This is a genomic window from Pontitalea aquivivens (genome assembly GCF_046507575.1).
Taxonomy (GTDB): domain Bacteria; phylum Pseudomonadota; class Alphaproteobacteria; order Rhodobacterales; family Rhodobacteraceae; genus Pontitalea; species Pontitalea aquivivens.
The window spans coordinates 13,120-34,683 of the sequence record NZ_JBKFEY010000006.1; the positions used below are offsets into that span (position 1 = coordinate 13,120).

Annotated in this window: 21 protein-coding genes; 13 read left to right on the plus strand and 8 right to left on the minus strand. The window is 64.1% G+C overall.

Annotation, left to right across the window (positions count from 1 at the left end; genetic code table 11):
• Positions 1–143: 143 nt before the first annotated feature.
• The 6 genes from ACK8OU_RS09420 (at position 144) to ACK8OU_RS09445 (ending at position 7,310) form a co-directional block, all read left to right on the plus strand.
• Positions 144–617: a MarR family winged helix-turn-helix transcriptional regulator gene (locus ACK8OU_RS09420; protein WP_410303131.1), complete on the plus strand. Its 474-nt coding sequence runs from the start codon at positions 144–146 to the stop codon at positions 615–617.
• Positions 618–628: 11 nt separating this feature from the next.
• On the plus strand, positions 629–1,372 hold the full coding sequence (locus ACK8OU_RS09425; protein ID WP_410303132.1) for a tyrosine-protein phosphatase: 744 nt from the start codon (positions 629–631) through the stop codon (positions 1,370–1,372).
• 206 nt (positions 1,373–1,578) lie between these two features.
• Positions 1,579–2,940: an enoyl-CoA hydratase-related protein gene (locus ACK8OU_RS09430; RefSeq protein WP_410303133.1), complete on the plus strand. Its 1,362-nt coding sequence runs from the start codon at positions 1,579–1,581 to the stop codon at positions 2,938–2,940.
• Between the two features lie 229 nt (positions 2,941–3,169).
• Positions 3,170–4,792 carry an AMP-binding protein gene (locus ACK8OU_RS09435; RefSeq protein ID WP_410303134.1) on the plus strand — a complete coding sequence of 541 codons (1,623 nt, stop codon included), beginning with the start codon at positions 3,170–3,172 and terminating at the stop codon, positions 4,790–4,792.
• A 141-nt stretch (positions 4,793–4,933) separates the two neighbouring features.
• Positions 4,934–6,094 (plus strand): acyl-CoA dehydrogenase family protein, encoded by a 1,161-nt coding sequence (locus tag ACK8OU_RS09440; protein WP_410303135.1) that lies wholly within the window; start codon positions 4,934–4,936, stop codon positions 6,092–6,094.
• A 70-nt stretch (positions 6,095–6,164) separates the two neighbouring features.
• Positions 6,165–7,310, plus strand: coding sequence for an acyl-CoA dehydrogenase family protein (locus tag ACK8OU_RS09445; protein WP_410303136.1), 1,146 nt, complete (start codon positions 6,165–6,167; stop codon positions 7,308–7,310).
• A gap of 54 nt (positions 7,311–7,364) precedes the next feature.
• Here ACK8OU_RS09445 and ACK8OU_RS09450 read toward each other — a convergent pair whose 3' ends face one another.
• Genes ACK8OU_RS09450 through ACK8OU_RS09485 form a run of 8 tightly spaced genes read right to left on the minus strand, consistent with a single transcriptional unit; the run spans position 7,365 to position 15,319 of the window.
• Positions 7,365–8,375, minus strand: coding sequence for an NADP-dependent oxidoreductase (locus ACK8OU_RS09450; protein ID WP_410303137.1), 1,011 nt, complete (start codon positions 8,373–8,375; stop codon positions 7,365–7,367).
• Between the two features lie 11 nt (positions 8,376–8,386).
• Positions 8,387–9,235, minus strand: a complete 849-nt coding sequence (locus ACK8OU_RS09455; RefSeq protein ID WP_410303138.1) for a MaoC/PaaZ C-terminal domain-containing protein — start codon at positions 9,233–9,235, stop codon at positions 8,387–8,389.
• A 3-nt stretch (positions 9,236–9,238) separates the two neighbouring features.
• Positions 9,239–10,156: an SDR family oxidoreductase gene (locus ACK8OU_RS09460; protein WP_410303139.1), complete on the minus strand. Its 918-nt coding sequence runs from the start codon at positions 10,154–10,156 to the stop codon at positions 9,239–9,241.
• Between the two features lie 9 nt (positions 10,157–10,165).
• Positions 10,166–11,356 (minus strand): acyl-CoA dehydrogenase family protein, encoded by a 1,191-nt coding sequence (locus ACK8OU_RS09465; protein ID WP_410303140.1) that lies wholly within the window; start codon positions 11,354–11,356, stop codon positions 10,166–10,168.
• 4 nt (positions 11,357–11,360) lie between these two features.
• Positions 11,361–12,233 (minus strand): HpcH/HpaI aldolase/citrate lyase family protein, encoded by an 873-nt coding sequence (locus ACK8OU_RS09470; protein WP_410303141.1) that lies wholly within the window; start codon positions 12,231–12,233, stop codon positions 11,361–11,363.
• A complete protein-coding gene (locus ACK8OU_RS09475) occupies positions 12,230–12,682 on the minus strand; it encodes a MaoC family dehydratase (RefSeq protein WP_410303142.1) in 453 nt (150 codons plus the stop codon). Before ACK8OU_RS09475 ends, ACK8OU_RS09470 begins: the two co-directional genes overlap by 4 nt.
• A gap of 10 nt (positions 12,683–12,692) precedes the next feature.
• On the minus strand, positions 12,693–13,886 hold the full coding sequence (locus ACK8OU_RS09480) for an acetyl-CoA acetyltransferase (RefSeq protein WP_410303143.1): 1,194 nt from the start codon (positions 13,884–13,886) through the stop codon (positions 12,693–12,695).
• Positions 13,886–15,319: a hypothetical protein gene (locus tag ACK8OU_RS09485; protein WP_410303144.1), complete on the minus strand. Its 1,434-nt coding sequence runs from the start codon at positions 15,317–15,319 to the stop codon at positions 13,886–13,888. The genes ACK8OU_RS09480 and ACK8OU_RS09485 overlap by 1 nt, the downstream gene beginning before the upstream one ends.
• Positions 15,320–15,438: 119 nt before the next feature.
• Here ACK8OU_RS09485 and ACK8OU_RS09490 point away from each other — a divergent pair, with 119 nt between their 5' ends.
• From ACK8OU_RS09490 to ACK8OU_RS09520, 7 genes are all read left to right on the plus strand, one after another.
• On the plus strand, positions 15,439–16,203 hold the full coding sequence (locus tag ACK8OU_RS09490; protein ID WP_410303145.1) for a glucose 1-dehydrogenase: 765 nt from the start codon (positions 15,439–15,441) through the stop codon (positions 16,201–16,203).
• A gap of 1 nt (position 16,204) precedes the next feature.
• Positions 16,205–16,660 (plus strand): PaaI family thioesterase, encoded by a 456-nt coding sequence (locus ACK8OU_RS09495; RefSeq protein WP_410303146.1) that lies wholly within the window; start codon positions 16,205–16,207, stop codon positions 16,658–16,660.
• Between the two features lie 52 nt (positions 16,661–16,712).
• Complete coding sequence (locus ACK8OU_RS09500; RefSeq protein ID WP_410303147.1) at positions 16,713–17,507, plus strand: enoyl-CoA hydratase-related protein; 795 nt, start codon at positions 16,713–16,715, stop codon at positions 17,505–17,507.
• Between the two features lie 3 nt (positions 17,508–17,510).
• Positions 17,511–18,722, plus strand: coding sequence for an acetyl-CoA hydrolase/transferase C-terminal domain-containing protein (locus ACK8OU_RS09505; RefSeq protein WP_410303148.1), 1,212 nt, complete (start codon positions 17,511–17,513; stop codon positions 18,720–18,722).
• A 121-nt stretch (positions 18,723–18,843) separates the two neighbouring features.
• Entirely contained in the window at positions 18,844–19,419 is a 576-nt protein-coding gene (locus tag ACK8OU_RS09510; RefSeq protein WP_410303149.1) for a 2-hydroxyacyl-CoA dehydratase, read from the plus strand.
• Positions 19,419–20,174, plus strand: a complete 756-nt coding sequence (locus ACK8OU_RS09515; protein ID WP_410303150.1) for an SDR family NAD(P)-dependent oxidoreductase — start codon at positions 19,419–19,421, stop codon at positions 20,172–20,174. Before ACK8OU_RS09510 ends, ACK8OU_RS09515 begins: the two co-directional genes overlap by 1 nt.
• 148 nt (positions 20,175–20,322) lie before the next feature.
• Positions 20,323–21,516: an ABC transporter substrate-binding protein gene (locus ACK8OU_RS09520; protein WP_410303151.1), complete on the plus strand. Its 1,194-nt coding sequence runs from the start codon at positions 20,323–20,325 to the stop codon at positions 21,514–21,516.
• Positions 21,517–21,564 lie beyond the last annotated feature (48 nt).

Consider the following 21,564-nt stretch of genomic DNA (forward strand, 5'->3'; position numbering starts at 1 on the left):
CATATGATACACTACCGTACATTAGTCGATTTCGTTACGCAACGACCGAAACACGTTTCCGTTGTCGACTTGAGTCTTGCGGATAGTTATAATGCTAACAAAGTCGAAACGTGACGAATAGCACACATGCAAGGGACAACACGATGCTGGACGAACGTAAATGGGACTTGCGGCTGGGGTATCTGATCCACGACGTGTCGCGGCTGCGGCGCGTCTGTTTCGATCGGGAACTGGCACCGCTGGGGATCACCCGCTCGCAGTGGTGGGTGCTGGCCTTCATCGCCCGCAACAACGGGCTGCCGCAGACGCAACTGGCCAACGAGCTTGAGGTAGGCAAGGTGGCGCTCGGGTCGCTGGTCGACAAGCTGCAGGCCTCGGGTCTGGTGGAACGCGTTCCCGACAAGGAAGATCGGCGCGTCAAGCGGGTGTTCCTGACCGACAAGGCCCGCCATGTCATCGGCGAGATCACCCCGGTCAACAAGGCCTTCAACGAGTTGATTTTGGCCGAAATTTCGCAAGAAGATCTGGAAACGACCGCCCGCACCTTGTTCAAGATGAAACAGAACCTGATCGCCTACGCCGGCAACCACGGCCGCGACGGCAGTCTGGACGAGTGACGGCACCGCAGATGGTCGAAGGGTGCGTCAACTTCCGGGCGGTGGAGAGCTATGCCGCCGCCGATGGCCGCAGGCTGCGGTCGGGGCAGCTTTATCGTTCGGGCGCGCATGACCGGCTGAGCGAGACGGGCCTTGCGCAGATCCGCGCGCTGGCGCCGGGTCTGGTCTATGATCTGCGTTCGCGCGTTGAGCGTGCGCGGATGCCTTCCAGGCTGGTGTCGCTAGGGCTGAACCTGCGGCCGGAACCGCATGACATCTCGCTGGGCAATCCGCTGCAGGTGCTGCACGAAAACGGCTCTCGCCCCGAACAGGGCCATGCCGCGATGATTGAGATGTATCGCGCCCTGCCCTTCGACTTCGCGCCAATCCTGCGCGATTTCCTGTGGCAGGCGGGCGAAAGCCGGGGGCCGGTGCTGGTGCATTGCCAGATCGGAAAGGACCGCACCGGGGCGGCGGTGGCGCTGCTGATGTCCGCGCTGGGTGTCGACCGCAATGCGATCATCGAGGATTACGCCCGCACAGCAGCCGCCGTTCCGCAGATCAGGGCGCAGCTGCGCTCTCGCCGCGGCCCGGGCAGCTATGAGGCGCTGAGCGACGAGGTCCTTGATACCGTGGTCGCCGCGAACCCCGACTATATCCGTGCCTTCTTTGACGCCATCACCGACCGCGAAGGGTCGGTCGCCGCCTACCTGTCCGACCGTCTGGGCCTTGACCAAGATCGAAACGAGCGTTTGCGCGCGCTCTTTCTGGACTGACCTTGCAGCTGAATTGCCGAAACCAGTCACGCCGCTGTTCCCCAAGGGGGACGGCGGCATTCTGGCATTCGTTTCCTTCTTTCATCACGCAGCGCATTTAACCCCCGCCGCGGCGGGGTTCTGCCTTCGGCGACCGTTCACCAAATGGCTTGCCAAATAGGTATGCTACAGTAAGGTATGGTAGGCTAATTAAATTGGAGATGACCATGCTCAACGCTCCCGCCCTCGAGCAGTTCCGCCTCGAGCCACTTGATGAAGGCTTTGCACGGGTTGTCTTTGACATGCCCGGTCGCACGATGAACGTGTTTTCGGAAGCCGCCATTCGCGAGATTGAAGCGATCGCCGACTGGCTTCCGAACAGCGGCCTGAAGGGGATCGTGATTGTTTCGGGGAAAACGACGGCCTTCTGCGCCGGTGCGGATCTGGGCGAGCTGGGTCAGGCCTACAAGATGATCATGGCGACCCCGGTTGCGGAACGCACGGCGCTGGCCGCGCGGCATTTCCACCCGCTGGGCCGTGCCTTCCGCAAGCTGGAAACGGCTGGAGTTCCGGTGGCGGTTGCGGTGGCGGGTCTGGCGCTTGGCGGCGGGTGCGAACTGGCCCTGGGCGGACACTACCGCGTGTTGACCGAGCGGGCGGAACTGGGCCTGCCGGAAACCCTGGTCGGGCTGTTCCCCGGCGCGGGTGGCACCCAACGCCTGCCGCGTCTGATCGGGCTGGATCTGGCGATGCCGATCCTGCTGGATGGCGGGCGGCTGACCGCGGCGCAAGCGCTTGCCTGCGGCGCGGCGGATGCCGTCGTAGCCGTCGGCGAGGAAGAAGCCGCGGCCTTGGCGTGGCTGCGGACCAATCCCGCACCGCAGCAGCCCTGGGACCGCAAGGGCCACGTGCCGGCGTCCGCAGGTGCGGTCCGGGCGGCCCTGGCTCCTTGGCGCGGTCGGGTGCTGTCCAGCAGCGCCGCGCATCAACCGGCAATGATCGCGACGCTGGATTGTGTCGAACTGGGGCTGCCGCTTGGCATGGATGACGGGATTCAGGCCGAGCTGGCGCAATTCGCCGCCTTGATCCAGCGCCCCGAGCCGCGGGACATGATTCGCACCCTGTTCCAGGGCCGGACGGAATTCGACAAGCGGCGCAAGGCCGGTACCCTGCCCGCCAGTGCAGAGGCTGTCGTTGCCGCTGTGCGGGCCGCCCTTGGCGCACTGGCCGACATGTCTGGTGCCGAGGCAACCGCAGCTGGAGCGACCGCTGCAGGCTTCGACAAGCCAGTGACGCCCGCGCAAGGCGCGCTGCCCTCGGTCGATGCTTTGCCCGCGACGGAGGGCAGCGAAACCTATCTTTGGTTCGAGGCTCCGATGAACGACGCCCAGCGTCTTGGCGCGCAGCTGATCGGAGTTGCGACCGCGGCTGCGGCGCCCTTCGCGGCAGGTCTTGATGAGAGTGACAAGCGGGTGACTGACCTCATCGTGCTTCGCGAAACCGGCTTCCCTGCCTATCTGGGCGGGCCTTTCGCCCTGATCGACTGCATCGGCGGAAACGGTGTCGCCCATTTGCTGACCCGTACCTGACTTTTGCCGCGCGCCCGTGCGGCGCGCGTACCCCCGAACCTTTTGGCCCGGTGCCTGAAGGGTTGATGCCCCCCTCCTCTCCTGTATCTCCGAAACAACGCGATTGCATAGTTCGCTGCCTTACGATACGTTTGTTGTGCGTTTGGAGGAGGCACGGACGGCGCGAGACAGGACGCCCCTGTCGGTCTGCGCATCCTTGCACCGAGGGGAGGAACAAGCCGCAATGACCATGAACCGTTTTGATCCCGCTGGACATGCCCGCGCGATGCGCGAAGGGGGATTCTGGGTGGACCGTTACTTTGACGACATCCTGATCCAGACGATCGCCGCCACGCCCGACAAGGCCGCGATCGTTGCCGACCGCGACCGTGGGCAGACCCGCATCTCTTATGCCGAACTTGGCGATCTTGTGGCCCGCGCGGCCGCAGGCCTGTCCAAGCTTGGCCTGGGCAAGGGCGATGTCGTCGCGATCCAAAGCCCGAACTGGTGGGAGTTCGTCGTCGCCACGCTGGCCTGCCAGCGCATCGGGGCGGTGTTGAATCCGCTGATGCCGATCTTCCGCGAACATGAACTGGAATTCATGCTGGGCTTTGCCGAGGCCCGCGCCTTCATCGTTCCCAAGATCTTCGCCAAATTCGACTTCGAATCGATGGCCAATTCGCTCAAGGCCAAGCTGCCCAAGCTGGACCATGTGATCGTCATGGGCGGCGAGGGCAATGATGCCTTTGAAAAGGTTCTGCTGGGCCATGAGGATCGGCTGATGCCCGACCCCGCCCTGCGCGCCGGCCCCGACGATCTGGCCTTCCTGATGTATACCTCGGGGACGACCGGGTCGCCCAAGGGCGCGATGCATACGATCAACACGGTGATGACCTGCACCAACAACATCGCCGAGCGCGCCGGTCTGACCAAGGACGACGTGATCCACGTCGCCTCGCCGGTCGGCCACATGCTGGGCTTTGCGGCAAGCGTGAAGCTGGCGCTGCGTCTTGGCGCCACGATGACGATGCAAGATGTCTGGGAAGGCAAGCGCGGGGTCGAGCTGATGGCGGCCGAGGGCGTGACCTATACCGGCGGCGCGACCCCCTTCCTTCTGGACGTGGTCGAGACGGTGAAGAACGGCGGCGCGAACCCCGAAAAGCTGCGCGTGTTCCTGTGTGCAGGTGCGCCCATTCCCCCGGCGCTGATCGAACGCGCCCGCAATGAACTTGACCTGACGGTCTGTTCGGTCTGGGGGATGACGGAAACGCTCGCCTCGACCATGACCGAACCCGAGCGCGCGGCCGAGAAATCCTCGCGCACGGATGGCCGCCCCACCCCCGGTGTCGCGGTTTGCGTGGTGGACGACGACAACCAACCGCTGCCCACCGGCACGGTCGGGCGGTTGATGGTGCGCGGCTCGCAGTCGACGCTGGGCTATTTCAAGCGCCCGGATCTGGAGATCTTTGACGCGGATGGCTGGATGGATACCGGCGACCTCGCCTACATGGACGACGAGGGTTACATTCGCATCGCGGGCCGCACCAAGGATGTGATCATCCGCGGGGGAGAAAACGTGCCCGTGGCCGATGTGGAAAACGTTCTTTACGAACATCCCGCCGTGCTGGCCGTGGCCCTTGTCGGCTATCCAGACGAGCGTCTGGGCGAACGCGGTTGTGCCTTCGTGCAACTGCGGCCGGGCCAGAGCCTCGATCTGGCGGCAGTGCAGGCACACATGGACTCGAAGAAAGTCGCCAAGCAGTACTGGCCGGAACGGATCGAGATCCTCGACGCCATGCCGCGCACGCCGACCGGCAAGATCCAGAAGTTCGTTCTGCGCGAACAGGCCAAGGCTTTTGGCGCAACCGCCTGACATCCTGACGGCCGCCGGCATCCCCGGCGGCCGCCCCTGCAAGCACCAGATATTTTTATGAACCAGATACGGTAAGCTTGCGTACGAGGGAGTAAGGGTGTTAAATGTAAGCAAGCATACGAAATTGAGGTAGCTCTGGCCATGATCGAACGGTCGCTCTTTCGGGAAGAACACAATATCTGGCGCGAAACGGTCCGGCGGTTCGTCGAACGCGAAATCGTCCCCTACCACGCGCAGTGGGAAAAGGACGGCATCGTGCCGCGCGAGCTGTGGCTGAAGGCAGGAGCTGAAGGCCTTCTGTGCTGCACCGTGCCCGAAGAATACGGCGGCATGGGCCTGGACTACCTGTTCGACGTGGTGGTGTTCGAGGAACTGTGGCGCGCGGGCGCCTCGGGCCCCGGCTTCCTGATCCACACCGATCTGGTGGCGACCTACATCCTGTCCTTCGGCACCGAAGAGCAGAAAAAGAAATGGCTACCCAAGATGGTCTCGGGCGAGGCGATCGGCTCGCTTGGCATGACCGAGCCCCATGCCGGATCTGACCTGAAGGCGCTAAAGACCCGCGCGACCCGCGACGGCGATGATTTCATCATCAACGGGCAGAAGGTCTTCATCTCGAACGGGCAAAGCTGCGACTTGCTGGTTTGCGCGACCAAGACCGACAAGGACGCGGGCGCCAAGGGCGTGACCCTGTTCTTGGTTGAGGGCGCCCGCGAGGGCTTCCGCCGTGGCCGCAACCTAGAAAAGCTGGGGATGCACGCGCAGGACACGTCCGAGCTGTTCTTCGACAACGTCCGCGTTCCCGCCAGCAACATGCTGGGCGAGGAAGGGCAGGGCTTTGCGCTAATGATGACCAAGCTGTCGCAGGAACGCCTCGCCCAGGCGATCCGCTCGGCCACGGTGGCGGAAACCATCGTCGAATGGACCGTTGACTACACGATGCAGCGCGAAGCCTTCGGCAAGACCATCTTCGACTTCCAGAACACCCAGTTCAAGCTGGCCGAGCTGAAAACCCAGGCCGTTGCAGCCCGCGTCTTTACCGACAAGTGCATCGAGCTGTTCATGGAAGGCAAGCTTGACCCGGTCGATGCCGCGATGGCCAAGATGATCACCACCGAATTGCACTGCAAGGCGGCGGATGAATGTCTGCAACTGTTCGGCGGCTGGGGCTATATGTGGGAATATCCGATTGCCCGCGCTTTCGCCGATGCGCGCATCACCAAGATCGCCGGTGGCGCCATCGAGATCATGAAGACCATCATCGCGCGTCAGATGGCGAACGAAGCCCGCGCCCGTAAGTGACCAGTTGAAAGATACCCGACGGGCGGCGCCTTGCTGTGCCGCCCTGTTACATCTGCAATCGGAGAAATTCATGTTGCCCGAACGCGCCGTTTATGACGAAGAACACAACCAGCTACGCCAGACCGTCCGCCGGTTCATCGAAACCGAGATCGCCTCCAACTTTGCACGCTGGGAAGAAGACGGCATTGTCGATCGCAAGATGTGGGAAAAAGCCGGGGAAACCGGCCTTCTCTGCCCGACCGTTCCCGAGAAATTCGGGGGCATTGGCGGTGACTTCCGCATGAACACGATCATCTGCGAAGAAATGGCTTATTCGGGCTTCGCAGGTCCAGCGGCCAATATATCGGTCCATTCCGATGTCTGTCTTGGTTATCTGCTTCAATACGGTACGCCCGAACAAAAGAGCCGCTGGTTGCCGGGAATGGTCGCGGGCGAGCTGGTCTGCGCCATCGCCATGACCGAGCCGGGAACGGGATCTGATTTGCAGGGCATACGCACCACTGCCGTGCGTGATGGGGATCATTGGGTCATCAATGGCGCCAAGACCTTCATTTCAAACGGGCAGCACGCCGATCTGGTGATCACCGTGACCCGCACCGGCGAGGGCCGCGGTTCCGGCAACATGAGCCTGATCGTCATTGAAACCAATACGGCGGGCTTCCGTCGCGGTCGCAACCTGGACAAGCTTGGCCAGAAATCGGCCGATACTTCGGAACTGTTCTTCGACGATGTGCGGGTTCCGGTCGGCAACCTTCTGGGTGCCGAGGGCAAGGCCATGCACATGCTCATGAGCGAGCTGCCCCAGGAACGTCTGATCATCGGCCTGACCGCGCTGGCCGCGGCACAAAAAGCCTATGATATCACGTTGGAATATACGCGGGAACGCAAGGCCTTCGGGCAAGCCATCATCGATTTCCAGACAACGCGGCACAAGCTGGCCGATCTGAAGACCGAACTGACCATCGGCTGGGCCTTCATCGATCAGTGCATCGACAAGCATATGCGGCATGAACTGTCGTCGGCAGAGGCATCGATGGCCAAGCTGTGGTGTGCGGAAATGCAGGGCCGCGTGGTCGATGCCTGCGTGCAGTTGCATGGCGGCTATGGCTTTATGCGCGAATATGACATTTGTCGCATGTATGCCGATGCCCGTATCCACCGGATTTACGGCGGCACGTCGGAAATCATGAAAGAACTGATCTCACGCAGCCTGTAAGGGCTGCGCACTATCGGAAAACAAGCAAGGCCCCCGAACCGGGGGCCTTTTCTTTTACAATTTCACCAGTTGTTTGCCGTGGTTCTTGCCAGACATCATACTGATAAAAGCCTCAGGCACGCGCTCAAACCCCTCTAGGACGTCTTCGCGAAAGATCAGATGGCCTTCGCGGTGCCAGCGTGCAAGACGCCCGAAGGCTTCGTCGCGCCGATGCCACCAGTCAAAGACCACAAGCCCCTCAACCCGTGCGCGGGTCACGATAAGCCGGGCCGAGGACCGCAGGCCGATGTCCTCGGACGGGGCCTTGTCGATGACGGCGATGCGTCCGCAGATGATGACGCGCGCCCGCACCGCAAGATTGGCCAGCACCGCATCATGGATTAGGCCGCCAGTATTGTCGAAGAACACATCCACGCCATCGGGACAGGCGGCAGCAACAGCGGCGGTCAGGTCGGGCGCGCTGCGATAGTTGATGCCGGCGTCAAAGCCCAGGCTGCGGCAATGGTTCAGCTTTTCGTCATCGCCTGCGATGGCAACAACCCGCGCGCCCATCAGCTTTGCGATCTGACCTGCGATCTGCCCCACTGCACCCGAAGCGGCGGAAATGACGACCGTCTCGCCCGGCTTTGGGCGCCCAATCTCGGTCAGGCCGATATAGGCGGTCAGGCCGGGCATCCCCAGCCAGGACAACGCCGCCTGTTCCGGAACGCCTTCAGGCACGCGATTGGCCCGTTCCGAACCGGGCAAATCAGGCGTCAGAACGGCATATTCCTGCCAGTTGACCCCCATTGCCTCGATCAGGTCGCCCGGCTTCCAATCGGGGTGGTTTGAGGTGATGACCTCGGCCACGCCCCCGCCATGCATCACCCCACCGGGTTGCACGCCTGCGGTATAATTTGTCGCCGGGCTAATCCGGCCACGCATATAGGGATCAAGCGATAGCCATTTCGTGCGGACCAGAACCTGCCGGGGCCCCGGCTCGGGGATCGGCGTTTCGACCATGCGCCAGCAATCCAGCGTCGCGGGCCCTTCGGGATAGTGATCCAACACCCATTGACGATTCATTCCCCCCCCCTTCAGGCCAGCCGCGCCAGCCCCTGATCCAGAACCACCCGGTCACCGACGCGGGCGGTGAACAGCACCTGATCGTCCTTTTGCCAGAAATCGCAGTCCAGCCGGTCACCGGGATAGACCACGCCCGCGAACCGCAGCGAGAGCGCCGCAAGTCGTGCCGGATCATGCCCGCAGAACCGGCGCAGTACCAGCGCGCCCATCGTGCCGTAGCTGGCCAACCCATGCAGGATCGGGCGATCAAAGCCCGCCTTGCGTGCGACCTCGGGGTCAGCGTGCAGCGGGTTCACATCGCCCGACAGGCGATAGACCAGCGCTGCCCGGGGCGAGATCTGCACGCTTTCCGAATGATCGGGCGCGCGGTCTGGCGGGGTCGGCGGGGCGACGCGCGGGGCGGGTTCGCTGCCGAAACCGTCATTGCCACGCAGCATCAGGGTCTGGTTCACGGTGCAATAGAGCGTGTCGTTGACCGCATCGACGATCCGACGCTCGATCACGCATATACTGCCCTTGCCCGCGCCGCGATCATGCAGCGATTTCACGCAGGTATGGCTGACGACCTCGGCCTGTGCGGGAAGCGGGGTGTGAAACTCGGCCGCCTGAGCGGAATGCAAAAGCTTGACCCAATTCAGCTCCAGCTCGGGCGCCTTGACCCACATGCCGGGCGTGGCCAGCGTCACCGCAAAGGTCGGCAGCACCGTTAGCCGGTCTTCCAGCAGATAGGTCAGATCCTCGGTGACCGCCCCGAAGGGCAGCCCCACGCCAAGTGCATACAGGATCGCGTCGCGCGCGCCATAAGCCTGCCGGGTCAGCGGAAAGGCATGGGCGCGCAGGCGGTCGGGGTCGAAGGCCATCGCTCAGACCGGGTCCCAGGTAAAGACATCGCCCGACTTGTGCAGCGGGTAGAAGTCATTGAGGAACTGCGGGAAGACGCGATCGGCGATTGCCTCGGGGGTCCAGCCGTCGGCGGTATGCGCGGTGCGGAACGGGCGCGGCTGCGAGAACAGGTAGATCTCGTTGTTGCGCGCGCCAAAGATCTGGCCGGACACGCCCTTGCCCGCATCCGAACACAGCGCCACACACAGGGGCGCGACTTTTTCCGGCACCAGCCTCTTCAGCCCTTCGACGCGCTTTTTCTGCTCGGGCGTCTCGTCGGGGATCGACGAGACCATCCGCGTCCAGGCAAACGGCGCCACGGCGTTCGAGCGGACGTTGAACCGCGCCATGTCGATGGCGATGGATTTCGACAGCGCGACGATGCCCAGCTTGGCCGACATGTAGTTGGCCTGTCCCATGTTCCCGATCAGCCCCGAGGTCGAGGCCATGTGGACATAGGCGCCCGAAGCCTGTTCCTTGAAATGCGGCGCGGCGGCGCGGCTAACGTTGAATGACCCCTTCAGGTGCACGCCGATGACCGCGTCGAAATCTTCCTCGGTCATCTTGTGGAACAGCACGTCGCGCAGGTTCCCGGCGTTGTTCACCACCGCGTCGATGCGGCCGAAATTGTCCAGCGCGGCCTGCACCATGCCATGCGCGCCATCCCAGGACGCGACTGAATCGAAGTTGGCGACCGCCGCCCCACCCATCGCGAGGATATCGTTCACCACCTCTTGCGCGGGGGACACGCTGCCCTCGTCGGTGCCCTGCAGCGACACGCCCAGGTCATTGACCACGACACACGCGCCCGCGCGCGCCATGTCCAGCGCGATGCCACGGCCCACGCCACGCCCGGCCCCGGTGATAAGAACAACCTTGCCTTCCATCATCTTCGTCATCGGCTTACCTCAGTAGGATTTCGGCAGGTTCAGAACCTTTTCCGCAATGAAGGACATGATCAGCTGTTCGGTGATCGGTGCGATCCGGGTCACGGCCACCTCGCGGAACAGGCGTTCCACGTGGTATTCCTTGGCATAGCCAAAGCCGCCCATGGTGAAGATCGCCCGTTCGGCCGCGTTGTAGCCGGCGCGCGCGCCCAGGAACTTGGCGCTGTTGGCCTCGGCGCCGCAGGGCTTGCCGTTGTCGTACAGCTCGGCGGCCTTCATCGCCATCAGCCAGGCCGATTCCAGATACATCCAGCATTCCGCCAGCGGGTGCTGAATGCCCTGGTTCATCCCGATCGGACGATCAAAGACCTCGCGTTCGCGGGCATATTGCGTGGCCCGGCGCAGCGCGTCCTGACCGATGCCGATGGCTTCCACCGCGATCAGCACGCGCTCCGGATTGAGGCTGTCGAGAATGTAGCCAAAGCCCTTACCCTCCTGACCGATCAGATGCTCGTCGGGGATGAACAGGTCGTCGATGAAGATCGCGTTGCTGTCCACCGCCTTGCGGCCCATCTTGGGAATGCGCTGCACCTCGATCTTGGAGCGGTCCAGATCGGTGTAGAAGATCGAGATCCCGTCGGTTGGGCGCTTGCAATCCTCGTATTTGGTGGTGCGGGTCAGCAGCATGATCTTGTTGGCAACCTGCCCCGTCGAGGTCCAGACCTTGCGCCCGTTCACACGGTAGCCGCCCGGCACCTTTTCGGCAAAGGTCTTGATGCGGGTGGTGTTCAGCCCCGCGTCGGGTTCGGTGAAGCCAAAGGCGCATTGCGCATTGCCCGCGATCAGATCGGGGATCCAGACGGCCTTCTGTTCCGGCGTGCCGTGGACCACGATCGGATGCGGCCCGAACAGGTTGATGTGCACCGAAGAAGTCGCCGCCATGCCGCCGCCGTGGCTCGCGACCTCATGCATCATGATCGCGGCTTCGGTCACGCCAAGACCCGCGCCGCCATATTCCTCCGGCATGGTGATGCCCAGCCAGCCGGCATCGGCCATTGCGCGGTGATATTCGCGCGGGAATTCACCATCTTCGTCGCGCGCCAGCCAGTAGTCGGCGTCAAAGCGCGAGGCGACGGCGCGCACGCCCTCGCGGATCTGGGCGCGGGTTTCCTCGATCTGTTCGGGGCTTTGGCCCGGGAAATGCTTGCTCATGATCTCACCTTGTCACTGCGGCCGCGAGCGTCCTGCGGGCCTGCTTCAGATGGGGGATGTCGTACATCTTGCCGTCGATCCCGATGGTGCCGAGGTCGGGATTGGCCTCGAATGCCTCGACGATCTGGCGGGCAAGGGCCAGATCGGCATCGGAAGGCGCAAAGGCGCGGTTGATGCCCGCGACCTGCGCCGGATGGATTGCCAAACGCCCCACAAACCCGTCGCGGCGTGAGATGCGGCAGGCTGCCTCCAGCCCCTCTTCGTTGCGGAAATCGGCGTAGAGCGTATCCAGCGCCGGCACCTCGGCCGCCGCTGCCGCCATCAGGCACAGGCTGCGCGCCAGTTGGTAGGGCTGCGACCAGTCGCCCGATGCGTCCTTGTTCGCGGTCGAACCGACCACCGCCGAAAGATCCTCGGCCCCCCAGGTCAGCGCGGCCAGGCGCGGATGGGCGGGGGCATAGCTGCCCAGGTTGAACATCGCCTGCGCGGTTTCGGTGGCGACCACGATGATCTTGACGCTGCCCTGCGCCATGCCGGCCTTCGCCTCCAGCGCATCAAGGCAATGGCCCAGCCGGGTCACATCCTGCGCGCCATTGGCCTTGGGCAGCACGATCCCGTCCAGACCGGGGCGCACCACGGCGGCCAGATCGTCCATCGTCAGGCCGGTGTCAAAGGCATTGACCCGCACCCAGAAGCCCCAGTTGCGGCCCGCCGTCGCGTCGATCCAGCCCGCAACCATCTGCCGCACCGCCGCCTTGTAGGCGGGGGCTACGCTATCCTCGAGGTCGACGATCAGACCGTCGGCCCCGGTTTCCTGCGCCTTGGCGAATTTTTTGTCGCTGTCGGCCGGCACGAACAGAAGCGAGGTCAGCTTCATGCGGGCCTCTTCATCATCAGCGCCAGACGGCGACATTCGCAGACCACCTCGTCGCGCTGGTTCAGGCCGCGGTGCAGCAGCGTGACGATGCCCTGCGTCGGGCGCGACTTGCTTTCGCGCTTGGCGACGATTTCGCTTTCAGACCGGATCGTATCGCCGGCAAAGACCGGTTTCGGGAACTTGACCTCTTCCCAGCCGAGGTTGCCGATGGTCGTGCCCAGCGTCGTGTCGCCGACCGACAGTCCCACCACAAGGCCCAGCGTGAACACACTGTTCACCAGCGGTTTGCCGAATTCGGTGGTCTTGCAGTACTCGTGGTTGATGTGAATTGCCGCCGGGTTCATCGTCATGGTCGAGAACTGCATGTTGTCCCAGTCCGTCACGGTGCGACGGGTGTCGTGGCGGATAACCTGCCCGATCTCGAATTCTTCGTAATACTTGCCAGCCATATCTCTCTCCCTATTCCAGACGACCGAGGACCGAGACCGCCGAGACCGAGCTGGACGGCTGCCCCCCAAGGTTGTGCGTCAGACCGAAGTCGATGTTTTTCAGCTGGCGCGCACCGGCCCGGCCGTGCAGCTGGGTGTAAACCTCATAGGCCATGCGCAGGCCCGAGGCGCCCACCGGGTGGCCAAAGCATTTCAGCCCGCCGTCGATCTGGCTGGGCAGGGCGCCTGTGGCGTCGAACTTGCCGTCCAGCACATCGACCCAGCCGCGACCGTCCTCGGACAGGCCAAGGTCTTCCATAGTCACCAGCTCGGTGATCGAGAAGCAGTCATGCACCTCGGTCAGGCCCAAGTCCTTCGGCGTGATGCCCGCCTCTTGATAGGCTTTCTGCGCGGCGATGCGGGTGTTGCGGACGTAGGATCCATCCCAGTCGCCATATTGCATTTCCCAGCCGTTCGAAGCGCAGATCTGCACCGATTTCACCGAAACCAGCGTGTCCTTGCCAAGCGCGCGGGCGATTTCGGGGGTGGTGACGATGGCGCAGGCCGCCCCGTCCGACACGCCGCAGCAGTCGTAAAGGCCCAGAGGGTCGGCCACCATCGGCGCGTTCAGGATGGTTTCCATGCTGACCGCCTTGCGCAGGTGGGCCTTTTCGGCATGCACACCATTCTCGTGGCTTTTCCACGAGACATGGGCCATCGCGCGCTTCAGGTCCGCCGCGGCGATGCCGTATTTCGCGGCATAGGCGCCGGCCAGTTGCGCAAACGTGCCGGGGGCCGAGCCATAGGGCATCCACAGGTCGTTGACCGAACCCTTGGTGCGGATCGGCAGGCCACCAAAGCCCGTGTCCTTCAGCTTTTCCACGCCAAGCGCCAGCGCCACGTCAACCGCGCCCGAAGCCACGGCATAGGTCGCGGCGCGCAGCGCCTCGGTGCCGGTGGCGCACATGTTTTCCACCCGCGTCACCGGCATCGGCGGCAGCCGCAGCGCGGTGGCCAGCGGAATGGCCGAGTTGCCGACGTTCACATCATCCAGCGCCGAGCCAAGCCAGGCCGCGCCGATCCGGCTACGCTCGATCCCGGCATCCTTCAGCGCCTCTTCAAAAGCCTCGACCATCAACATGTCGGACGACATGTCCCAGCGCTCACCAAAGCGGGTGCAGCCCATGCCGATGATGGCGACCTTGTCCTTGATCCCGCTTGCCATCACTTCGCCTCCAACTCGGGCCGCGCCACGGGGGCGGCTTTCCAGAAATAGCTGCGGAAGATCCGCTGCCGGTCGATCGACTTGATGCGGAATCGCATCCGCAGCGCATCGCCCACCTGGGGCGCGGGGCCCTCGACGTCACAGATCTCCATCGCGACGCGGGCGCCGTTGTCAAACTGCACGAGGCCGAAGTTGAACGGCGGGTCGGGCGTGAAGTTCAGCCGGTCCGCGGTGATCGAGGCGACGCGCGCCGGAATGTCGCGCAGCACGACATCCTCGTAGGGTTCCGGCCCCGTCGCCTGCGGCGAAACCGGGATCGGGGTCTTCGGGAATTGCACATTGCCGCGCGGATCGCGCCCACCGACAAAGCCGTGCATGTCACGCCCATGACGCGCCAGAACCGAGGCCGAGGTCTTCTGGTTCACCTCGGCGCGTGCGCCCCAATCCAGATTGATCCCGCCGGTCAGGCCCAGCAGCCGCGAATAGCTGGACAGGACAACACCCTGGGCCAACGCCTCGGCCGCGGTGGCCTGCGCGGACCGCGCCAGCGCCTCAAGCACCAGCACGTCGGCCCCGTTGCCAAAGCCCGCCAGCAGGATGCGGTCGCCCGGATTGGCGCGTTCGAGCGCCAGCGCAAGACCAAAGAACGGTGCGGCTGCACCCAGTTCACCGGCCTTTTCCGTAACCTCTTCCATCAGGTTCGGCGCGGTCAGCTTGCAGGGACGCGCCAGCGCCTTGTAGCTGCCGGACACCGATTCGGGCACAACCGCGAAGGCGATTGCATCGCCCGCGATCCCGGCATTGGCCAGCGCCTCGCGCACGGCGGGCACCAGCACCACGCCCACCGCCTCATCGCGCGCGAACCGCTCTTCGGCGGCGTAGGGCAGGCCCTTTTCGGCCGTGGTGTAGATGTCCAGCAGGTCCATGTTCAGCGTGGCGGCACCAAGCAGGCGCGCAAGGCCCGCCCCCTCGCCCACCATCACCGCGCCCGCGCCATCACCCCAGTTCAGGTGCTGGGCACTGCCCGGCTGGGTGTCCCGCTTTTCGCCCGCGGCGATCAGCTCCGCCCCTGCCCCGCCGCGCAGGGCGCGCGACAGCGCCGCCACGGCACAGCGACGTGTGCCTGCAACGTCCAGCGCCTCGGCCCGGCGTGAAAGGTGCAGCGCATCGACGATCAGCCCGGCCTGCGAGCGGTCGGTGAAGGGCGCCGAGGTCGAGGCAAAGGTGATGCGCTGCGGATCCGCCGCGGCAACGACACCGCGCGCCGCCTCGACCGCCATGGTCAGCGCATCCTCATCCCATCCCGCTACCGCGCGCATCCCGCGACCCGAGCCCCCAAGGCCCGCCCAGCGAAGTTCGGACCGCGCGACTTTCTTGTCGAAGCGCAACAGCGGAAGATAGCCTGCAACACCCAGAATGACTTTATCTGACATGGATTCCTCCCAGTTACGAAAAGAAATACCTTGCCAACTTATCGTATGCAAGCTTATTAATTTGCAGGATAACTGAAAGGCGCGGGTCGCGTCGGCGCAGGACAAGAAGGGAAGAGAAGATGCAAGACCTCAAGGGAAAAACCGCGATCGTGACGGGCGGTGGCCAGGGAATCGGCCGGGCGATCACACTGCGCCTTGCCGCCGAAGGCTGCAATGTCGCCGTGTTCGACCTGCGTCCCGAAGCGGCCGAGGAAACCGCCAATGAGGCCCGTGCGGCGGGCGGCAACGTCAAGATCTATGGTCTGGACGTGTCCGATCAGGCGGCGGTCAATGCGGCCGTTGCGGCGGTGGAAAGCGACCTTGGGCCGGTCTGGGTGCTGGTTAACAATGCCGGCTGGGACAAGCCCGCGCCGTTCCTGTCGACCGATGCGGATCTGTGGAACAAGATCATCGCGATCAACCTGCAGGGCCCGCTGAACCTGCACAAGGCGGTCTGCCCCGGCATGGTCGCGCGCAAGGGTGGCCGCGTGGTCAACATCGCGTCGGACGCGGCGCGCGTCGGCACCTCGAACGAAGCGGTCTATTCGGCCTGCAAGGGCGGCATCATCGCCTTCACCAAGTCGATGGCGCGCGAACTGGCCCGCTCCAACATCCTGCTGAACGCCGTCTGCCCCGGCCCGACCAACACGCCGATGATGGCCTCGGTTCTGGGCACCGGCGAGGATGCGGTGAAGTGGAAGGACGCGATGGTCCGCGGCATCCCGCTCAAGCGCATGGGCGAGCCCGAGGATTACGCGGGCATCGTCGCCTTCCTGGCGTCGTCGGATGCGGGGTTCATCACCGGCCAGACCATCTCGGTCTCGGGCGGGATGAACATGATCTGAGGTGAAGTTCACGCTGGAAGAGGCCGCAGAGGGGGACAACCCGCCCGACGGGTTCACCCTTCTGCGTGGGCAATCGCAGGCTGACTGGATGGCCGGGCCCTACTATGTGGCCCGACGCGACGGCGAATGGGTTCTGGGGTTCCGCATCAAGGAGCGGCACCTGAACCCCAACCGCGTCTGCCACGGCGGTATGATCGCGACCTTCGCCGACATGCTGACGACCGCGCTCCAAGACGATCCGGCCGTACCGCAGATCGTGGCAACGATCAGCCTGTCGGTCGACTATCTTGCCCCGGCCCCCCTAGGCGCCTGGGTCGAGGGTGTGCCCGAGGCGCTGCATGAGACCGGGCGGTTGCTGTTTTTCAAATCCGTCATCCGGGCCGATGGCGACCCCGTGGCGCGGTGCAGCGGGCATTTCCGCGTGACGCGGCCAAAAGCTGGCGAAACCAGTTCTTGACGATACACTAGTTTACGATAAGCTTAAAGAAACGATACGAAGGAGGAACCCCATGGCCGATGCGCCCCAGTTCGAGGACATCATCTACGAGGTCCGCGGCCGTGCCGCCTGGATCATCATCAACCGCCCAAAGGTCTATAACGCCTTCCGCGGACAAACGCTGGAAGACCTGATCCGCGCGCTGCACCTGGCGGGCAATGACAAGGACGTGTCCTGCATCGTGCTGACCGGCGCGGGCGACAAGGCGTTCTGCACCGGCGGCGATCAATCCGCCCATGAAGGCAACTATGACGGCCGTGGCGTCGTCGGCCTGCCGATCGACGAGCTGCAGGGGCTTATCCGCGACACGCCGAAGCCGATCATCGCGCGCGTTAACGGCTTTGCGATCGGCGGCGGCAACGTGCTGGCGACGCTGTGCGACCTCACCATCGCGGCCGATACCGCGAAATTCGGCCAGGTCGGCCCGAAGGTCGGCTCGTTCGACGCGGGCTGGGGCACGGCGCTACTGGCCCGTCATGTGGGCGAGAAGAAAGCCAAGGAAATCTGGTACCTGAACGAAATGTACACCGCCCAGCAGGCGGCGGACATGGGTCTGGTCAACAAGGTCGTCCCGGCCGCCGAACTGGACGAGGCCACCAACAAGTGGACCGATACGCTTGCCGAGCGCTCGCCCACCGCGCTGGCCTTCCTGAAGCGGTCGTTCAATGCCGACAGCGACTCGATCCGCGGCATTTCCAACCTCGCGCTGCATGCGGTGAAGCTGTACTACGCGACGCCGGAATCGAAAGAGGGCGTCAACGCCTTCAACGAAAAGCGCAAACCCGATTTCCACAAGTTCGTGGAATAAGCGATGGCGCCCGCGCGGATCCGCCCCGAACAGGTTTTCGATCATCTGCCCCGATCGGGAACCGTCTGGCTTCACGCCTGTTCGGGCGACTCCTCCCTGATCCGCGCGGGTCTTGCCGGGGCCGGGCAAGACCTGTCCGGCCTCGAATTTACCGGGATTTTCGTGCCCGGGCTGAACCCCATGGCGCCGCTCTTGGCGCAAGGCGCACGGTTCCGCACCTTTTTTATGATGCCCGAGATGCTGGCAGCCCCCGCCCAAGTGACGTTCCTGCCCCTGCCCTACCGCGACATCCGTCGCGATCTGGCGCTGAACCCGCCGGTTGCGGCGCTGTTCATGGTTTCGCCCCCGGATGCGGAGGGCAATTGCAGCTTTGGCCCGGTCAATGATTTCCTAGCCGACATCTGGGACCAGATCCCGGTCCGCATCGCCCATGTGAACCCGCGCCTGCCGCGCACGCAGGGCCGGTCCATTCCCTATACCCAACTGACCGCGGTGATCGAGGGTGACAGCGAATTACCTGAATCCGACCCCGGCACCGATGTGACCAGCCAGGCGATCGCCGCCCTTGCCGCCGAGATCATCCCCGAGGGCGCGACCCTTCAGGCCGGTCTGGGCCGCGTCCCCGAGGCATTGCTGCGCGGCCTGACCGGGCACCGCAACCTTGCGATCCATTCCGGGCTGATCGGGGTTTCCACCCTGAACCTTCTGGAAGCCGGCGCGCTGCGCGCCCGCGATCCGATCACCGCAGGCGTCGCCATCGGCACGCGGCGGCTGTATGACGCGGTCAGCGATCCGGCCTTCCGCTTCGCCCCGCCCTCGGTCACCCATGACATCCGGGAGGTGTCGGCGATCGACAAGTTTGTCACCGTCAATTCCGCGATCGAGGTTGATCTGCTGGGCCAGGCCTATGCCGAGGCGACGCCGAAGGGCTTTCTCTCCGGCCCCGGCGGCGCATCGGATTTTGCTGCCGGCGCGCGCGGGATGGACGGTTTGCGGATCGTCGCCCTGCCCGCCACCGCCGCCAAGGGCACCGTTAGCCGCATCGTGGCGCCCGGCGCCGCGACCGGCCCCGTGTCGCTGGGCCGGTTCGACGTGGATGTCGTCATCACCGAGTTTGGCCGTGCCGACCTGCGCGGCCTCAGCCACGAAGGCCGCCGCGCCGCGCTGATCGCCATCGCCGCGCCCGACCACCGCGAGGCGCTGGAGCGAGGCTGAGCCACGCAAAGGGCACATAGGTGACGGCTTCTAATGAGCGGGTTCAGGGGTTGGAGTGGCGGCTGCGGAAATCTGAACAGCCGGGATAAGTGGGTTTTCTTCGCAGCAGCAGCATGGCAAGATGATCGCGCCGGTGAACTTCCTACAGGGTGACCAGAACATCGTCACTTATTTCGGGGGCGCTCTGGCCGGGTCAAGCCGCACGTCGCCAAATCGCGAAGGCGCGGTGAGCAATGAAGAAGGCTACCTGTTCTTCGACGGAATGATTAACTGGAACAAGGTAGGCTGGCTGGCCGACAAATTCACCGCCGTGAACGCCTGCGTGGTTGCCGGACGCTACACCCACATGTCATTCTGGCAAGAACCGCAGCTGATCGACCTGAAGAACCCGGTGCTTGGCATGGCCCAGAACTACCTTGTCTGCCCCAACAACCACGGCGCCCCGATCATGATCGGCGAGATCGAGAAGATCTGCGACAAGTTCCACAGCGACGGCATGGTGATGCATGCCGCGCGCACCTGCCGGGGCATGACCAACTCGCAATTCCTGATCGCGGATTCCGCCAAACGCCACGGCCGCCAGTCGCTGTTCTTCGAGGGCGATGTGGCGGATGAGTCTTTCTACAAGGATGAGCTTCTGAACGAGCGCCTCGAGGCGATGATCGAATCGCTCGACGCGCAGCGCAGGGCGGCCTGATGGCGGACCTGTCGGCAAGCGTAGCGCTGGTCACCGGGGCCTCCAGCGGGATCGGCGCGGTAACGGCGCTGGATCTGGCGCGGCGGGGCGCTGCGGTGGCCTTGGTTGCGCGCCGCGCCGACCGGCTGGCCGCGCTGGCCAAACAGATCGAAGGCGCAGGGGGGCGGGCGCTGTTTCTGGTCGCGGACATCACCGACGCGGCGCAGGCTGAAAAGGTCGTCGCCGACACCGTGGCGCATCTGGGCCGGCTGGACGTTCTGGTCAATGCGGCGGGGGTGATGCTGAACGGCAGTTCGCTGAAACGTCCGTTGTCGGAATGGCAGCAGATGGTGGATCTGAACCTGTCGGCGCTGCTGGCCGTGACCAAGACCGCCCTGCCGCATCTGGTCGAGGCCGCGAAAGGGTCGCGCGGCGTGGCGGATATCGTCAACATCAGCTCGATCGCCGGTCGGGTCGCGGGCGGGGGCGCCGCGGTCTACAACGCCACGAAATTCGGCGTGACCGCCTTCAGCGAGGCCCTGCGCCAGGAATTTGCCAACCGCAATGTCCGGGTGTCCTGCGTTGAACCCGGTGCCGTCGAAACCGAGCTTTTCGATCATCAGGATACGGCGGCGCAGGCGCGCCTGTCACAGGTGCTGTCCGGCGTCGAAAAGCTGCGGGCCGAGGATGTCTCGGACCTGATCGGCCACATCGTCACCCTTCCCCGCCGGGTCGCGCTGGCCGAGGTGGTGATCCGCCCGACCGACCATATCTGACCCCTCGCCGCCTGTTTTCCGCGCGGAGCTTGATCGCGCAAAAAACATTTGTCAGATGACACAACATACTCTACCGTATCGTAAGCATGTAATAAATTTTTTGGGGTTGGTGGAGCCCCGGTGAGTCTGCTGTGAACGGGAGGAAACAATGAAAAAGAACTTCAAGACGACGGCGTTGGTGTCAACGCTGGCGATCACGACCGCTTACTCTGCGCCGGCATCGGCCGAAGTGGTGATCGGCTATCTGGCTGCGTTGACCGGCGCCACGTCCGAGTTGACCGGCGAATCCGCAGCCCATGCGGTCCAGATGGCAATCGACGATTTCGGCGGCAAGGTGGATGACCAGCCGATCATACTGCTGCAGGCTGACCACGCCGGCAAGCCCGATACCGGCCTTGGCATCGCGCGCGAATGGGTCGACACCAAGAACGTCAACCTTCTGCTGAACGTCGACAACTCGGCAGTGGCGCTGGCGGTCAGCGACCTCGTGCGTGACAAGGATGTCACGATGCTGCTGGGCGCGTCGAACGCCAAGCTGATCAACGAGCTGTGCAGCCCGCATCAGGCGATCATGCTGCTGGACAACTCTTCGCTGGCGCGCGCGGTCGTCGTGCCGCAGGTCGAGGCCGGGGCAGATACCTGGTTCTTCATCACCGTGGACTACGCCTTTGGGACCGACCTTCAGGATCAGGCGACCAAGGCCATTGAGGCCGCGGGCGGCAAGGTCGTGGGTTCGGTCAAGCATTCCCCCGAAACCACCGATTTCTCGGCCTTCCTGCTGCAGGCGCAAGCCTCGGGCGCCAAGAACATCGCCCTGGCGACCTTCGGCACCTGGCAGAACACCATCACCCGCCAGGCGCAGGAATTCGGCGTCGAGGCGAAGCTGTCGCCCTTCTACCTTGGGATCACCGACGTGCACTCGGCCGGTCTCGACACGGTGCAGAACGTGACCGGCTCGATCCTGTCCTACTGGAACTATAACGACCAGTCGCGCGAATTCGCAGCCAAGTTCAAGGAAGGCTATGGCCGTCCGCCGACCTTCACCAACACCTACCACTATGAATTCACCCGCCATTATCTGCGCGCCGTCGATGCGGTCGACAGCACTGATGCGGACAAGGTGAACGAATGGATGCGCGCCAATCCGGTGGAGCTGGTCAACGGCCTGACCGCGACGATCCGAAAGGATGGTTTCGTTCTGCGTGACGTGTTCCCCTATCGCACGCTCACGCCAGAGGAAAGCAAGGGCGAGTGGGATTACCTCGAAATCCTCGGCACCCTGCCAGCCGAAAAGATCGCTCCTCCGGTCAGCGAAAGCACCTGCCCGCTACTGAAGGGCTGATCCTCGCGACAGGGCGGCGTGCGCGCCGCCCTGCCTCGCATTTCCAAT

What these genes read in the sequence shown, in the direction of transcription:
- ACK8OU_RS09500 (WP_410303147.1), top strand. Translation starts at nt 16,713, where the DNA reads ATGGCCGATGCGCCCCAGTTCGAGGACATCATCTACGAGGTCCGCGGC.
- ACK8OU_RS09425 (WP_410303132.1), top strand. Translation starts at nt 629, where the DNA reads ATGGTCGAAGGGTGCGTCAACTTCCGGGCGGTGGAGAGCTATGCCGCC.
- ACK8OU_RS09460 (WP_410303139.1), bottom strand. Translation starts at nt 10,156, where the DNA reads ATGACGAAGATGATGGAAGGCAAGGTTGTTCTTATCACCGGGGCCGGG.
- ACK8OU_RS09475 (WP_410303142.1), bottom strand. Translation starts at nt 12,682, where the DNA reads ATGGCTGGCAAGTATTACGAAGAATTCGAGATCGGGCAGGTTATCCGC.
- ACK8OU_RS09455 (WP_410303138.1), bottom strand. Translation starts at nt 9,235, where the DNA reads ATGGCCTTCGACCCCGACCGCCTGCGCGCCCATGCCTTTCCGCTGACC.
- ACK8OU_RS09505 (WP_410303148.1), top strand. Translation starts at nt 17,511, where the DNA reads ATGGCGCCCGCGCGGATCCGCCCCGAACAGGTTTTCGATCATCTGCCC.
- ACK8OU_RS09490 (WP_410303145.1), top strand. Translation starts at nt 15,439, where the DNA reads ATGCAAGACCTCAAGGGAAAAACCGCGATCGTGACGGGCGGTGGCCAG.
- ACK8OU_RS09450 (WP_410303137.1), bottom strand. Translation starts at nt 8,375, where the DNA reads ATGAATCGTCAATGGGTGTTGGATCACTATCCCGAAGGGCCCGCGACG.
- ACK8OU_RS09470 (WP_410303141.1), bottom strand. Translation starts at nt 12,233, where the DNA reads ATGAAGCTGACCTCGCTTCTGTTCGTGCCGGCCGACAGCGACAAAAAA.
- ACK8OU_RS09445 (WP_410303136.1), top strand. Translation starts at nt 6,165, where the DNA reads ATGTTGCCCGAACGCGCCGTTTATGACGAAGAACACAACCAGCTACGC.
- ACK8OU_RS09510 (WP_410303149.1), top strand. Translation starts at nt 18,844, where the DNA reads ATGATCGCGCCGGTGAACTTCCTACAGGGTGACCAGAACATCGTCACT.
- ACK8OU_RS09465 (WP_410303140.1), bottom strand. Translation starts at nt 11,356, where the DNA reads ATGAGCAAGCATTTCCCGGGCCAAAGCCCCGAACAGATCGAGGAAACC.
- ACK8OU_RS09515 (WP_410303150.1), top strand. Translation starts at nt 19,419, where the DNA reads ATGGCGGACCTGTCGGCAAGCGTAGCGCTGGTCACCGGGGCCTCCAGC.
- ACK8OU_RS09435 (WP_410303134.1), top strand. Translation starts at nt 3,170, where the DNA reads ATGAACCGTTTTGATCCCGCTGGACATGCCCGCGCGATGCGCGAAGGG.
- ACK8OU_RS09440 (WP_410303135.1), top strand. Translation starts at nt 4,934, where the DNA reads ATGATCGAACGGTCGCTCTTTCGGGAAGAACACAATATCTGGCGCGAA.
- ACK8OU_RS09480 (WP_410303143.1), bottom strand. Translation starts at nt 13,886, where the DNA reads ATGGCAAGCGGGATCAAGGACAAGGTCGCCATCATCGGCATGGGCTGC.
- ACK8OU_RS09420 (WP_410303131.1), top strand. Translation starts at nt 144, where the DNA reads ATGCTGGACGAACGTAAATGGGACTTGCGGCTGGGGTATCTGATCCAC.
- ACK8OU_RS09520 (WP_410303151.1), top strand. Translation starts at nt 20,323, where the DNA reads ATGAAAAAGAACTTCAAGACGACGGCGTTGGTGTCAACGCTGGCGATC.
- ACK8OU_RS09485 (WP_410303144.1), bottom strand. Translation starts at nt 15,319, where the DNA reads ATGTCAGATAAAGTCATTCTGGGTGTTGCAGGCTATCTTCCGCTGTTG.
- ACK8OU_RS09430 (WP_410303133.1), top strand. Translation starts at nt 1,579, where the DNA reads ATGCTCAACGCTCCCGCCCTCGAGCAGTTCCGCCTCGAGCCACTTGAT.